The sequence below is a fragment of the Pseudomonas sp. UYEF17 genome (assembly GCF_040546125.1).
Classification (GTDB): domain Bacteria; phylum Pseudomonadota; class Gammaproteobacteria; order Pseudomonadales; family Pseudomonadaceae; genus Aquipseudomonas; species Aquipseudomonas putida_Z.
In genome coordinates this window covers 378947-391943 of record NZ_JBEPNE010000002.1, presented here as the reverse complement: position 1 = coordinate 391943, position 12997 = coordinate 378947, and the positions used below count along the sequence as shown (strand labels likewise).

General features: G+C 63.1%; 10 protein-coding genes. 9 read left to right on the top strand and 1 reads right to left on the bottom strand.

The genetic code is table 11. From position 1 onward, the window contains the following. The first annotated feature begins 89 nt into the window (after positions 1-89). The 3 genes from ABIB24_RS04630 (at position 90) to ABIB24_RS04620 (ending at position 3960) form a co-directional block, all read left to right on the top strand. Positions 90-2693, top strand: coding sequence for a TonB-dependent receptor (locus tag ABIB24_RS04630; RefSeq protein WP_137163072.1), 2604 nt, complete (start codon positions 90-92; stop codon positions 2691-2693). Between the two features lie 202 nt (positions 2694-2895). Further along, positions 2896-3489, top strand: a complete 594-nt coding sequence (locus tag ABIB24_RS04625) for a biliverdin-producing heme oxygenase (protein WP_137163070.1) — start codon at positions 2896-2898, stop codon at positions 3487-3489. A gap of 54 nt (positions 3490-3543) precedes the next feature. Next, the gene (locus ABIB24_RS04620) at positions 3544-3960 is read left to right on the top strand and encodes a YbaN family protein (RefSeq protein WP_075043892.1); all 417 of its coding nucleotides are present in this window, start codon (positions 3544-3546) and stop codon (positions 3958-3960) included. On the opposite strand, the gene arcD (ABIB24_RS04615) is transcribed toward ABIB24_RS04620, so the two are convergent. Beyond that, on the bottom strand, positions 3940-5367 hold the full coding sequence (gene arcD, locus ABIB24_RS04615) for an arginine-ornithine antiporter (RefSeq protein WP_137163069.1): 1428 nt from the start codon (positions 5365-5367) through the stop codon (positions 3940-3942). The genes ABIB24_RS04620 and arcD (ABIB24_RS04615) overlap by 21 nt on opposite strands. A 436-nt stretch (positions 5368-5803) precedes the next feature. Here arcD (ABIB24_RS04615) and arcD (ABIB24_RS04610) point away from each other — a divergent pair, with 436 nt between their 5' ends. The 6 genes from arcD (ABIB24_RS04610) to gcsR all read left to right on the top strand — a co-directional run bounded on the left by arcD (ABIB24_RS04610) (position 5804) and on the right by gcsR (position 12826). Further along, positions 5804-7231, top strand: coding sequence for an arginine-ornithine antiporter (gene arcD / locus ABIB24_RS04610; RefSeq protein WP_085616769.1), 1428 nt, complete (start codon positions 5804-5806; stop codon positions 7229-7231). 33 nt (positions 7232-7264) lie between these two features. Beyond that, complete coding sequence (gene arcA / locus ABIB24_RS04605) at positions 7265-8518, top strand: arginine deiminase (protein WP_137163068.1); 1254 nt, start codon at positions 7265-7267, stop codon at positions 8516-8518. A 69-nt stretch (positions 8519-8587) separates the two neighbouring features. Next, positions 8588-9598, top strand: a complete 1011-nt coding sequence (locus ABIB24_RS04600) for an ornithine carbamoyltransferase (protein WP_025337853.1) — start codon at positions 8588-8590, stop codon at positions 9596-9598. 180 nt (positions 9599-9778) lie between these two features. After that, positions 9779-10708 carry a carbamate kinase gene (gene arcC, locus ABIB24_RS04595; RefSeq protein WP_003257953.1) on the top strand — a complete coding sequence of 310 codons (930 nt, stop codon included), beginning with the start codon at positions 9779-9781 and terminating at the stop codon, positions 10706-10708. A gap of 55 nt (positions 10709-10763) precedes the next feature. Continuing rightward, on the top strand, positions 10764-11132 hold the full coding sequence (locus ABIB24_RS04590; RefSeq protein ID WP_025337852.1) for a DUF5064 family protein: 369 nt from the start codon (positions 10764-10766) through the stop codon (positions 11130-11132). A 185-nt stretch (positions 11133-11317) separates the two neighbouring features. Continuing rightward, positions 11318-12826 carry a transcriptional regulator GcsR gene (gcsR, locus tag ABIB24_RS04585; protein ID WP_137163067.1) on the top strand — a complete coding sequence of 503 codons (1509 nt, stop codon included), beginning with the start codon at positions 11318-11320 and terminating at the stop codon, positions 12824-12826. Positions 12827-12997 lie beyond the last annotated feature (171 nt).

Sequence of the window (12997 nt, the reverse complement as noted above, 5' to 3'; positions counted from 1 at the left end):
CGTCTCGTTATAGCCAATGCAACTGATTCTCGTTTGAAAACGAGGACAGCCATCACCTATAACAGTCCGCGCGTCAGGGAGCGCTTCCGATGTCCACAGGTCCTACCCGCCCCTCCACCCTTCCTCGCCATGGAGGGCAACTGTCCCTCCTGAGCCTTTCCCTACTGAACCTCGCCCTGCTCGCCAGCGGCGCCATCAGCCTGCCGGCACTGGCCGCCGAGCCGGCACAGGCCAGCAGCCCGCGCATGGGCGACTACCGCTTCAGCATCGGCCAGCAGCCGCTGGTTTCGGCCATCAATGCTTTCAGCCAGGTCACCGGCTGGCAGGTCGGCTTCAGCGCCGAACTGGCCGACGGCGTGGCATCGCCAGGGGTGCAGGGTTCGCTACCGCCGGAAGCCGCACTCAAGCGCCTGCTGCACGGCACCGGCCTGGGCTTTCGCAAGATCAGCAACGGCAATGTGGTGCTCGAACGCCAGGCCAGCGCCAATGTGATTGCCCTGCAGCAGGTGACCGTCAGCGCCACCCGCAGCGCCCAGGACGTCAGCCAGGTGCCGAGCACCGTCAGCGTGCAGACCCGCGAGCAACTGGACCGGCAGAACGTCAACAACATCCAGGACCTGGTGCGCTACGAACCGGGCGTGTCGGTAGCCGGCACCGGCCAGCGCAGCGGCCTGAACGGCTACAACATCCGTGGCATCGACGGCGAGCGCATCCTCACCCAGGTCGATGGCGTGTCGATCCCCGACAGCTTCTTCTTCGGCCCCTACGCCCAGACCCAGCGCAACTACGTGGACCCGGAGATCGTCAAGCGTGTGGAAATCCTCCGCGGCCCGGCTTCGGTGCTGTACGGCAGCAACGCCATCGGCGGTGCGGTAAGCTACTTCACCCTCGACCCGGACGACATCATCAAGCCCGGCAAGGACGCAGGTGCCCGTCTGAAGACCGGCTACAGCTCGGCCGATGAAAGCTGGCTGACCTCCGCCACTGTCGCCGGCCGCCAGGGCGACTTCGACGGCCTGTTGCACCTGAGCCAGCGCAACGGCCACGAAACCGAGACCCACGGCGGCCACAGCGGTGACGGCCTGGCCCGTACCGAAGCCAACCCGATGGACGTGCGCACCACAAACGTGCTGGCCAAGCTGGGCTGGAACTACGCCGACGACGCGCGCCTGGGCTTTACCTACGAACGCTACAAGGATGACCGCGACCAGAACATCCTCAGTGCGGTGGGCGGGCCGTTCATTCCTGGCTTTGGTGCCTCGGGTTACTACAAGGCGCGCACTGGCAACGACACCATCACCCGCGAACGCTTTGGCATCAACCATGAGTTCGGCCTGGATTCGCTGGTGGCCGACCATGTGAAGTGGAGCCTGAACTATCAGATCGCCAAGACCGACCAGCACACCGAAGAAGTCTACGCACCACCTGGCCGTCAGGTGCTGCGTACCCGCGACACCCTCTACAAGGACCGCCAGTGGGTATTCGACGCCCAGCTGGACAAGGCCTTCAGCCTCGGCGCCACCGACCACCTGCTGACCTACGGCACCACCCTCAAGCACGAGAAGGTCACCGGTTCGCGCAGTGGCACCGGCACCTGCCTGGCCGTTGGCTCAGATTGCACCGGCGCTGGCGCCGAGCGCCCGGCAGACGGCCAGGCCCTGGTCAGCGACTTCCCGGACCCGACCGTGAACACCTACAGCTTGTTCGTGCAGGATGAAATCCGCTGGAACAACTGGACCTTCATGCCTGGCGCTCGTTACGACTACACGCGCATGGAGCCCAGGTTCACCAAGGAGTTCCTGCGTGGCCTGGAGTCCACCGGTACCGCGCCTACCTCTCAGGACGACTCGGACAAGAAGTGGCACCGCGTCTCGCCCAAGTTCGGCCTGACCTACGCCTTCAACGACAACTACACCTGGTATGGCCAGTACGCCGAAGGTTTCCGCACCCCGACTGCCAAATCCATGTACGGCAAGTTTCAGAACATCGAGCAAGGCTACCGGGTAGAAGGCAATCCGGGCCTGGAGCCTGAAAAGAGCAAAAGCTATGAAACCGGCCTGCGTGGCAACTTCGACGCTGGCAACTTCGACGTGGCGGTGTTCTACAACAAGTACCGCGACTTCATCGACGAGGACGCCGTGAAAAGCGCCAACCTGGAGCAGACTTTCAAGGCCAACAACATCAAGCACGCCACCATCAAGGGTGCCGAGGTCAAGGGCCGCCTGAACCTCGACCACTTCGGTGCGCCGCAGGGCCTGTATACCCAGGGCTCGATCGCCTACACCTATGGCCGCAACGATGACACCGGCGAGCCACTGAACAGCGTCAACCCGCTCAAGGGCGTGTTCGGCCTGGGTTACGAACAACAGCACTACGGCGGCCTGCTGAGCTGGACACTGGTCAAGCGCAAGACCCGCGTCGACGACAGCACCTTCTACTCGCCCGACGGCTCGAGCTCCAAGTTCCGTACCCCCGGCTACGGGGTGCTGGACCTGACCGGTTACTACAAGGTCACCGACGATGTGACCATCAACGCCGGCCTGTACAACCTCACCGACAAGAAGTACTGGCAGTGGGATTCGGTACGCAGCTACGACGGCCAGGGTGAAGCGGCCGTGACCCAGCCGGCCAACATCGACCGCCTGACCATGCCGGGGCGCAACTTCGGCATCAATGTGGTTTGGGATATCTGACCCGTTGCGCCTGCACCGGCCTCTTCGCGGGCTCGCCCGCTCCCACAGATACTGCGCAGCCCTTGGGCCTGCGCTGGACCTGTGGGAGCGGGCATGCCCGCGAAGAGGCCAGTACAGACAACACGAAAACCCGATTTTTTTACTGTCCCAGCCCCACTGTTTCGTCTTGTCTCTAGACGCCCCCTTTTCCAAGGACTGCCCCATGACCGACCGCCCAGCCCTGCGCTCCCAGCGCCTCAACCAGATCACCCACGCCCCCCACGCCGAACTGGATGCCCTGGTCAAAGCCCACGCGCCCTTCGACAGCCGCGAAAGCTTCGCCCGCTTCGTGGTCGCTCAGTACCTGTTCCAGGCCGAGCTGCAGGCCCTGTACAACGACCCGCAACTGATTGCCATCGTCCCCGACCTGGCGGAGCGCTGCCGCGCCGAACAGGCCCGCCTGGACCTCGCCGACCTCGACACCGAAGTACCGCCAGCCGTGCCAGGAGCCCTGCGCAACCCGAGCCTGGGCGAGGCAATGGGCTGGATCTTCGTCTCCGAAGGCTCCAAACTGGGCGCTGCGTTTCTGATCAAGCGTGCCGTGGCCCTGGAACTGTCCGACAGCTTCGGTGCCCGACACCTGGGCGAACCGGCCGGTGGCCGTGCCGAAGGCTGGAAGCAGTTCACCCGCATTCTTGATGGCCTGGTCCTGTCGGCCGAAGAGGAAGCCGCTGCCGAACGCGGCGCAGTTGCTGCCTTCGAGCGCTTCACCGAGCTGCTCAAGCACGCCTACGCCGCGGATGCCGCGCTGGTTTGACACGCCGTAGCCGGCCACCCTACCGGTGGCCGAACCGTTTTATGCAGTGAGACCATGACCCGACCCGCCCGCTCGAAACTCGCCCGCCTGCTGTATGCGCTCCTGGCTTACGTGAGCCTGGGCGTGGGCCTGGTCGCGATCGTCATTCCCGGCCTGCCGACCACCGAATTCATCCTGCTGGCCGCCTGGGCGGCCACGCGCAGTTCGCCGCGCCTGTCTGCCTGGCTGGAGAACCACCGGCTGTTCGGGCCGATCCTGCACAACTGGCGCAATGGCAAGGTGATCCAGCGCCGGGCCAAGGTCAGCGCGACCCTCAGCATGCTGTTGTGCGCGGGCCTGATGTTGACATTCCTGGAACACCGCTGGCCGGTGTTCCTGGCCATTGCCGGCATGACCCTGGGCAACCTGTGGATCTGGTCCCGCCCCGAGCACGCCCCCTGCCCTGCCCCGTCACAAGCTCAGCAGCCCTGAGTACAGGGCATAGGCCGCCAGCGCGGCACCTGCCAGCACGGCGGCGAAGATCAGCTTTTCCCAGGTGGTGAACAAGGTTTTTCCCTGCTCATGCTTGGCCCTGGCGAACAGGATCACGCCCGGCGCGTACAGCAGCGCCGACAGCAACAGGTACTTGAGCCCGCCGGCGTACAACAGCCACACTGCATACACCAGGGCAACCAGCGCCACCAGCAGGTCCTTGCGGCGCAGGGCCGGCTGCCCGTCGTAGGTTTCTGCACGCACCGCCAGCAGCACGGCGTAGGCCGCCGACCACAGGTAGGGCACCAGAATCATCGACGAGGCCAGGTAGATCAGGCTGGTATAGGTACCGGCAGAAAACAGCGTGATCAGCAGGAAGCCCTGGATCATGCAGTTGGTCAGCCACAGGGCGTTGGCCGGCACGTGATTGGCGTTTTCCTTGGCCAGGAAGCGCGGCATGGTCTTGTCCCGCGCCGTGGCAAAGAGAATCTCGGCGCACAGCAACGCCCACGACAACAGCGCGCCAAGCAGCGAAATCGCCAGACCGATACTGATCAGCAAGGCGCCCCAGGGCCCGACGATATGTTCCAGCACCGAGGCCAGTGACGGGTTCTGCAACCCGGCCAGTTCCGGCTGGGTCATCACCCCCAGCGACAGCACGTTGACCAGCACCAGCAGCGCCAGTACCCCCAGGAAACCGATCACCGTGGCCTTGCCCACATCCGAGCGGCGCTGGGCGCGCCCGGAATACACACTGGCGCCCTCGATGCCGATGAACACGAACACGGTGACCAGCATCATGTTGCGTACCTGCTCCAGCACGCTGCCGAACTGCGGGTTGCTCAGGCCCCAGATGTCACGTGTGAAGATATCGGCGCGGAAGGCAAACGCGGCGATCACCACGAAAATCAGCAACGGCACCACCTTGGCCACGGTGGTCACCTGGTTGATGAACGCCGCTTCCTTGATGCCGCGCAGCACCAGGAAATGCACCGCCCACAGCAGCAGCGAAGCGCAGCCGATGGCGATTGGCGTGTTGCCCTCGCCGAACACCGGGAAGTAGAAGCCCAGGGTACTGAACAGCAGCACGAAGTAGCCGACGTTGCCCAGCCAGGCACTGATCCAGTAGCCCCAGGCCGAGGAAAAACCCATGTACTCGCCAAAGCCGGCCTTGGCGTAGGCGTACACCCCCGAGTCCAGCTCCGGCTTGCGATTGGCCAGGGTCTGGAACACGAACGCCAGGGCCAGCATGCCGACCGCGGTGATACCCCAGCCGATCAGCACCGCCCCCACATCGGCACGCGCCGCCATGTTCTGCGGCAGCGAGAAGATCCCGCCTCCAATCATCGAGCCGACCACCAACGCGATCAGCGCGCCCAGGCGCAGCTTCTGTCCCGGTTCGCTCATGAGCCTTCCTTTTTTTTGCGCGTTGTCATGGGCTTGAAACAGCCATGCGGGCCATATAAATGGTGTTACTTATAATGATCCTGATCAATGAAGCTATAGCACTAATAACTGCTTTGTCTATGTCACCCTTCGAGTAAAAACTAGCAGCTCCCGAGCAACTAGAAAAGAATCCGATAAAACTCGAAATTCTTGTGAAAAATTTGCGAAAGCGGCAAAAGCGGCTAGCTTCAAGCATCGCAGGCTGAACAGAGCGTTTGCTCTAGAAGGACATGGAGGTGCCAGCGTGCAAGCCCTGCAGCATAAGTTGTCGGCACTCTCCAGGAGCTTCGTGAAGGAATTTTCCTACTTCACGTCGCCATGAACTGACCCAAGTCAGCGAATGGCAGCGGCGTCGGATTTACTCTTTCGTCAACTTTCTCCTGGCAGGAGTTGTTAAATGTCTGATTCATCCGGAAAACTAAAGCTCGGCGCGTTAGTTGCACTTGTCGTCGGTTCGATGATTGGTGGCGGGATCTTCTCGCTGCCGCAAAACATGGCTGCCAGCGCAGGGGTTGGCGCTGTACTGATCGGCTGGGCGATCACCGCGGTCGGCATGCTGACCCTGGCGTTCGTGTTCCAGACCCTGGCCAACCGCAAGCCTGACCTGGATGGCGGGGTGTATGCCTACGCCAAGGCCGGTTTCGGCGACTACATGGGCTTCTCCTCGGCCTGGGGCTACTGGATCAGTGCCTGGCTGGGCAACGTCGGCTACTTCGTGCTGCTGTTCAGCACCCTGGGCTACTTCTTCCCGATCTTCGGCGAAGGCAACACCCCGGCCGCCATCATCGGCGCGTCGGTGCTGCTGTGGGCCGTGCACTTCCTGGTACTGCGCGGTATCAAGGAAGCGGCGTTCATCAACCTGGTCACCACCGTGGCCAAGGTGGTGCCACTGCTGCTGTTCGCCCTGATCTGCCTGTTCGCCTTCAAGCTCGACATCTTCACCGCCGACATCTGGGCCTTGGGCACACCAGAGCTTGGCAGCGTGATGAACCAGGTGCGCAACATGATGCTGGTCACCGTGTGGGTGTTCATCGGCATCGAAGGTGCGAGCATCTTCTCGTCGCGGGCGGAAAAACGCTCTGACGTGGGCAAGGCCACGGTCATCGGCTTCGTCACCGTGCTGCTGTTCCTGGTGCTGGTCAACGTACTGTCGCTGGGCATCATGACCCAACCGGAACTGGCCAAGCTGCAGAACCCGTCGATGGCTGCCGTGCTGGAGCATGTGGTCGGCCACTGGGGCGCGGTGCTGATCAGCGTCGGCCTGATCATCTCGCTGCTCGGGGCCCTGCTGTCGTGGGTGCTGCTGTGCGCCGAGATCATGTTCGCCGCCGCCAAGGACCACACCATGCCGGAGTTCCTGCGCCGCGAGAACGCCAACCAGGTACCGGCCAACGCCCTGTGGCTGACCAACGCCATGGTGCAGATCTTCCTGGTGATCACGCTGTTCTCCAACAGCACCTACCTGTCGCTGATCTACCTGGCCACATCGATGATCCTGGTGCCCTACCTGTGGTCGGCAGCCTATGCCGTGCTGCTGGCAGTGCGTAGCGAAACCTACGAGCAGGCCCTGGCCGAACGGCAGAAGGACCTGGTGATCGGTGGTATCGCCCTGTTGTACGCCGTCTGGCTGCTTTACGCCGGTGGCGTGAAATACCTGCTGCTCTCGGCCCTGCTCTACGCACCTGGCGCGATCCTGTTCGCCAAGGCCAAGCGTGAGGTTGGCCAACCTGTCTTCACCAACGTGGAAAAACTGATCTTCGCAGCCGTGGTCATCGGCGCCCTGGTGGCAGCCTTTGGCCTGTACGACGGCTTCCTGACTCTTTGACCCACGTCTTCGTTCAACTGGAGGAATGAAATCATGTCCGCTGAAAAACAGAAGTACGGTGTCCACTCCGAAGCCGGCAAACTGCGCAAGGTCATGGTTTGCTCGCCGGGCCTGGCGCACAAGCGCCTGACGCCGAGCAACTGTGACGAGCTGCTGTTCGACGACGTGATCTGGGTCGACCAGGCCAAGCGTGACCATTTCGACTTTGTCACCAAGATGCGCGAGCGTGGCGTGGATGTGCTGGAGATGCACAACCTGCTGACCGACATCGTCCAGCAACCCGAGGCACTGAAGTGGATCCTCGATCGCAAGATCACCCCCGACACCGTCGGTGTCGGCCTGACCAATGAAGTGCGCAGCTGGCTCGAAGGCCTCGACCCACGCCACCTGGCCGAGTTCCTGATCGGCGGCGTCGCCGGGCAGGACCTGCCGCAGAGCGAAGGTGCCGAGGTGGTCAAGATGTACAACGACTACCTGGGCCACTCCAGCTTCATCCTGCCACCGCTGCCCAACACCCAGTTCACCCGCGACACCACCTGCTGGATCTACGGCGGCGTCACGCTCAACCCGATGTACTGGCCGGCGCGACGCCAGGAAACCCTGCTGACTACCGCCATCTACAAGTTCCACCCACAGTTCACCAACGCCGACTTCCAGGTGTGGTATGGCGACCCGGACAAGGAACATGGCCAGTCCACCCTCGAGGGCGGCGATGTCATGCCGATCGGCAAGGGCATCGTGCTGATCGGCATGGGCGAGCGTACCTCGCGCCAGGCTATCGGCCAGCTCGCGCAGAACCTGTTCGCCAAGGGCGCCGTCAAGGAAGTGATCGTCGCAGGCCTGCCGAAATCGCGCGCCGCCATGCACCTGGATACCGTGTTCAGCTTCTGCGACCGCGACTTGGTCACGGTCTTCCCGGAAGTGGTGAAAGAGATCGTGCCGTTCATCATCCGTCCCGACGAAAGCAAGCCTTACGGCATGGACGTGCGCCGCATCAACAAGTCGTTCATCGAGGTGGTGGGCGAGCAGCTTGGGGTCAAGCTGCGCGTGGTCGAAACCGGTGGCAACAGCTTTGCCGCCGAGCGCGAACAGTGGGATGACGGCAACAACGTGGTGGCCATCGAGCCGGGCGTGGTCATCGGCTACGACCGCAACACCTACACCAATACCCTGCTGCGCAAGGCCGGGATCGAAGTCATCACCATCAGCGCCGGCGAACTGGGCCGGGGCCGTGGCGGCGGCCACTGCATGACCTGCCCGATCGTGCGCGACCCGATCGACTACTAACGACCATTACCCCCGGCCGCCCTCACAAAGCGGCGGCCGGTGTGCTCACCAAACTCAAGGAGAAAAGTCATGGCGTTCAATATTCACAACCGCAACCTGCTCAGCCTGGAACACCACAGCACCCGCGAGCTGCGCTACCTGCTGGACCTGTCCCGCGACCTCAAGCGCGCCAAGTACACCGGCACCGAGCAGCAGCACCTGAAAGGCAACAACATCGCGCTGATCTTCGAAAAAACCTCTACCCGTACCCGCTGCGCCTTCGAAGTGGCCGCCTATGACCAGGGCGCCAATGTCACCTACATCGACCCGACCTCCTCGCAGATCGGCCACAAGGAAAGCATGAAGGACACCGCCCGTGTGCTCGGGCGCATGTACGACGCCATCGAGTACCGTGGCTTCAAGCAGGAAATCGTCGAAGAGCTGGCCAAGTTCGCCGGTGTTCCGGTGTTCAACGGCCTGACCGACGAATACCACCCCACCCAGATGATCGCCGACGTGCTGACCATGCGTGAGCACAGCGACAAGCCGCTGCACGACATCAGCTACGCCTACCTGGGCGACGCCCGCAACAACATGGGCAACTCGCTGCTGCTGATTGGCGCCAAGCTCGGCATGGACGTGCGCATCGCCGCGCCCAAGGCGCTGTGGCCGCATGACGACCTGGTCGAGCGTTGCCGCAAGTACGCCGAGGAAAGCGGCGCGCGCATCACCCTCACCGAAGACCCGGTTGCCGCGGTCAAGGGCGTGGACTTCGTGCACACCGACGTGTGGGTATCGATGGGTGAGCCGATCGAAGCCTGGGGTGAGCGCATCAAGCTGCTCAAGCCGTATCAGGTGAATGCACAGCTGATGAAGTCCACCGGCAACCCGCGGACCAAGTTCATGCACTGCCTGCCGGCGTTCCACAACTCCGAAACCAAGGTAGGCAAGCAGATCGCCGAACAGTACCCGGACCTGGCCAACGGTATCGAAGTGACCGACGACGTCTTCGAGTCGCCGGCCTGCATCGCCTTCGAGCAAGCGGAAAACCGCATGCACACGATCAAGGCGATCCTGGTGTCGACACTGGCTGACCTGTAAGCCATACCCGCCTACCGGAGGGTTGCTCTGTACTTGTGGGAGCGGGCATGCCCGCGAATGCGTCAGCCGCACCATTGATGGTGTCTGGCCTGGCCTCTTCGCGGGCACGCCCGCTCCCACAGGGAACCCGGCAGCCTCCGTGCAGCGGCAGTTCATTCTTTTCGTTAAAGGACATTCCCCATGCGTATCGTTGTTGCATTGGGCGGCAACGCCCTGCTGCGTCGCGGCGAGCCCATGACCGCTGACAACCAGCGCGCCAATATCCGCACCGCCACCGAACAGATCGCCAAGATCCACCCAGGCAACGAGCTGGTCATCGCCCACGGCAACGGCCCGCAAGTTGGCCTGCTGTCGCTGCAGGGCCTGTCCTACAAGCCCGACGAGGCCTACCCGCTGGACGTGCTGGGTGCCGAAACCGAGGGCATGATCGGCTACATGATCGAACAGGAACTGGGCAACCTGCTGGCCTTCGAAGTGCCGTTCGCCACCCTGCTGACCCAGGTCGAAGTGGACGCCAACGACCCCGCCTTCAAGGACCCGACCAAGTTCATCGGCCCGGTCTATGGCAAGGAAGAGGCCGAGCGCCTGGCCAAGGAAAAGGGTTGGGTGGTCAAGGCCGACGGCGACAAGTACCGCCGTGTGGTGGCCAGCCCGAAACCCAAGCGCATCTTCGAGATCCGCCCGATCAAGTGGCTGCTGGAAAAGAGCAGCATCGTGATCTGCGCCGGCGGCGGCGGCATCCCCACCATGTACGACGAGAACCGCAAGCTCAAGGGCATCGAGGCGGTGATCGACAAGGACCTGTGCTCGGCCCTGCTGGCAGAACAGCTGGACGCCGACCTTCTGATAATCGCCACCGACGTCGATGCGGCGTATGTTGACTGGGGCAAGCCCACGCAAAAGGCCATTGCCCAGGCCCACCCCGACGAACTCGAACGCCTCGGCTTCGCCGCCGGCTCCATGGGGCCGAAGGTGCAGGCAGCCTGCGACTTTGCCCGCAACACCGGCAAAGTGGCAGTGATCAGTTCGCTGGAGAACATCGAAGACATCGTCAAAGGCACCGCCGGCACGAGGGTTTCCACCGCGAAGCCGGGGATCAGCTACCGTTGAATGCAGTGGGCGGGCGCCAGCGCCCGCCATTTTCGACCTTCCAAAGGAGCTTGCCATGGCCCAGTACCAGCCCGGTCATGTACACATCGAGCGCACCGCGCTGAACCAGAACGACCACAGCTATGACCTGAACATCGAATACGAGGCAGTGTCGGATCCCAAGGAAGGCAGAGGCATCCAGTTCAAGATGCATGGCAGCATCGAAGGCAAGCCAGTGGAAGAAAAGTTCTTCCTGGCCAAGGACCAGGTGTTGCCCAGCTTCCTCATGCAACTGAGCCGAAGGGCGCAGTCGTACCTGAAGCCACCGAAGAAATTCGAGAGCCTGGGTTCGCCGCACAAGCTTTATGACCATATGTTCGCGGACATTCGCGAAAAGCTGGATGTGAAGTCGGGCGATCCGATCAAGCCTGAACATCTGGAGTGATTTCAAGAACCGGGGGCTGCTTTGCAGCCCTTCGCGACACAAGGCCGCTCCTACAGGGATCGCGCCAATTTCGGGCGTGGCGCTGTACCTGTAGGAGCGGCCTTGTGTCGCGATGGGCCGCAAAGCGGCCCCGACAATGTTGAGGCATACTACCGCCCTCCCCCAGCCACAACCGCACCGTCCCCATGCGCATCCACGTCAGCTTCATCGACCGCGTCGGCATCACCCAGGAAGTCCTCGCCCTGCTCGGTGCCCGCAACCTCAACCTGGACGCCGTGGAGATGGTACCGCCGAACGTCTACATCGACGCCCCTACCCTCAGCCCCGCCGTGCTCGAAGAACTGCACGACGCGCTGTTCGAGGTACATGGCGTGCAATCGGTGGACGTGGTCGACATCCTCCCTGGCCAACGCCGGCACCTGCAGCTCGATGCCCTGCTGGCGGCGATGAGCGACCCGGTGCTGGCTGTGGACAGTGCCGGCAAGGTGCTGCTGGCCAACCCGGCGCTGATCGAGCTGTGCGGCCGCGAATCGGCCGGGCGCTCGGTGGGTGAACTGTTCGGCGACCCGGCGCTGCTGCAGGCCCTGCTGGACAACAACTTCCACCTGCCCATGCGCGAGATGCAGCTAAATGGTCAGAGCCTGCTGCTGGACGCCATGCCGATCACCAACGCCGGTGGCCTGCTGACGCTGTACCCGCCCACGCGCATGGGCGAACGCCTGTCGGCGATGCACCACGACCATGCCGAAGGCTTCGATGCCCTGCTCGGCGAGTCACCGGCCATCCGCACCCTCAAGGCCCGCGCCCTGCGCGTGGCGGCGCTCGATGCACCGCTGCTGGTGCATGGCGAAACCGGCACCGGCAAAGAGCTGGTAGCCCGCGCCTGCCACGCCATCAGCAGCCGCCATGCGGCGCCATTCCTGGCCCTGAACTGCGCCGCGCTGCCCGAGAGCCTGGCCGAGAGCGAACTGTTCGGCTACGCCCCCGGCGCCTTCACCGGCGCGCAACGGGGCGGCAAGCCCGGGCTGATGGAGCTGGCCAACCAGGGCACGGTATTTCTCGATGAAATCGGCGAGATGTCGCCATACCTGCAGGCCAAGCTGCTGCGTTTTCTCAGCGATGGCAGCTTCCGCCGGGTGGGTGGCGACCGCGAAGTGAAGGTGGATGTACGCATCATCAGCGCCACCCACCGCGACCTGGAGCGCATGGTCGCCGAAGGCAGCTTCCGCGAAGACCTGTTCTACCGCCTGAACGTGCTCAACCTGCAAGTGCCACCGCTGCGCGACCGTGGCCAGGACATCCTGATGCTGGCGCATTTCTTCATGCAGCAGGCCTGCACGCAGATCCAGCGCCCCCCCTGCCGGCTGACCCCCGCCACCCATTCGGCACTACTGGCCAACCCTTGGCCGGGCAATGTGCGCCAGCTGCAGAACGTGATATTCCGCGCTGCAGCCATCTGCGAGGGCAACCTGGTGGATATCGGTGACCTGGACATCGCCGGCACCTCGGTCGCCCGTGGCCAGGACGGCGAAGTGGCCAGCCTGGAACAGGCCGTGGGCGATTTCGAGCGCGAGCTGCTGCAACGCCTGTACGCCAGCTACCCATCGACGCGGCAACTGGCCGTGCGCTTGCAAACTTCACATACCGCCATTGCGCAGCGCCTGCGCAAATATGGAATACCGGGCAAAGCCTGATACCTGCCAGATAGCGTCAACGGGGCTGCTATGCAGCCCATCGCAGGCAAGCCAGCTCCCACAGGTACGGCGTTGCTCTCGAAGTTGTCACGGTAATTGTGGGAGCTGGCTTGCCTGCGATGGGCCGCAAAGCGGCCCCTGATAGTTATTGTAATAATCCGGTTGTTATTC

Excerpts from the sequence above, each read along its gene's own strand:
- ABIB24_RS04630 (WP_137163072.1), top strand. The coding sequence starts at position 90 with ATGTCCACAGGTCCTACCCGCCCCTCCACCCTTCCTCGCCATGGAGGG.
- ABIB24_RS04625 (WP_137163070.1), top strand. The coding sequence starts at position 2,896 with ATGACCGACCGCCCAGCCCTGCGCTCCCAGCGCCTCAACCAGATCACC.
- ABIB24_RS04620 (WP_075043892.1), top strand. The coding sequence starts at position 3,544 with ATGACCCGACCCGCCCGCTCGAAACTCGCCCGCCTGCTGTATGCGCTC.
- arcD (WP_137163069.1), bottom strand. The coding sequence starts at position 5,367 with ATGAGCGAACCGGGACAGAAGCTGCGCCTGGGCGCGCTGATCGCGTTG.
- arcD (WP_085616769.1), top strand. The coding sequence starts at position 5,804 with ATGTCTGATTCATCCGGAAAACTAAAGCTCGGCGCGTTAGTTGCACTT.
- arcA (WP_137163068.1), top strand. The coding sequence starts at position 7,265 with ATGTCCGCTGAAAAACAGAAGTACGGTGTCCACTCCGAAGCCGGCAAA.
- ABIB24_RS04600 (WP_025337853.1), top strand. The coding sequence starts at position 8,588 with ATGGCGTTCAATATTCACAACCGCAACCTGCTCAGCCTGGAACACCAC.
- arcC (WP_003257953.1), top strand. The coding sequence starts at position 9,779 with ATGCGTATCGTTGTTGCATTGGGCGGCAACGCCCTGCTGCGTCGCGGC.
- ABIB24_RS04590 (WP_025337852.1), top strand. The coding sequence starts at position 10,764 with ATGGCCCAGTACCAGCCCGGTCATGTACACATCGAGCGCACCGCGCTG.
- gcsR (WP_137163067.1), top strand. The coding sequence starts at position 11,318 with ATGCGCATCCACGTCAGCTTCATCGACCGCGTCGGCATCACCCAGGAA.